Annotated in this window: 1 protein-coding gene; it reads right to left on the bottom strand. The window is 44.1% G+C overall.

Annotated features, from left to right (window positions below; translation table 11 throughout):
• Positions 1–426, bottom strand: a 426-nt coding sequence (locus tag AB4512_RS24055) for a glycosyltransferase family 2 protein (protein WP_372176006.1), incomplete at both ends; no start/stop codon positions are given.

Raw genomic sequence — 426 nt, 5'->3', positions numbered from 1 at the left:
CGATTGAAAGAAATATGCCGGGTAAGGTGATTTTCTCAACGGTTGATGTGAATGCTTGCCTAGGGTTGAACGACAGCAAATCCGTTTTGTGTCTTGAGGCGAAATGGATAACGCTCTGTAGCATCAAGGGTTCAGACTTTGTATCAGCATCGATGAAATACAAATACTCACCCGTTGCCTGCTGTGAGCCCACCATGCAAGCGTTGCTTTTCCCTAGCCAATTGGGTGGTAACTTCCTTCCCGATATGCAGCGAACGTTAACACTCGATGCGTCGATTAGCGTATCAACAATAGCCCTTGTCGAATCAGTAGAAAAATCATCAACCACGATGATTTCAAACCTGTCTTTTGGGTAGTTTTGCTTCATTAGCGAACTGAGGCTGGTCTCAATATTATCTTCTTCATTTCTCGCAGGGATAATAATGG

It is taken from the genome of Vibrio sp. 10N.222.52.B7 (assembly GCF_041474275.1).
Lineage (GTDB): Bacteria > Pseudomonadota > Gammaproteobacteria > Enterobacterales > Vibrionaceae > Vibrio > Vibrio crassostreae_C.
This window is presented reverse-complemented; position numbering and strand designations above follow the sequence as displayed.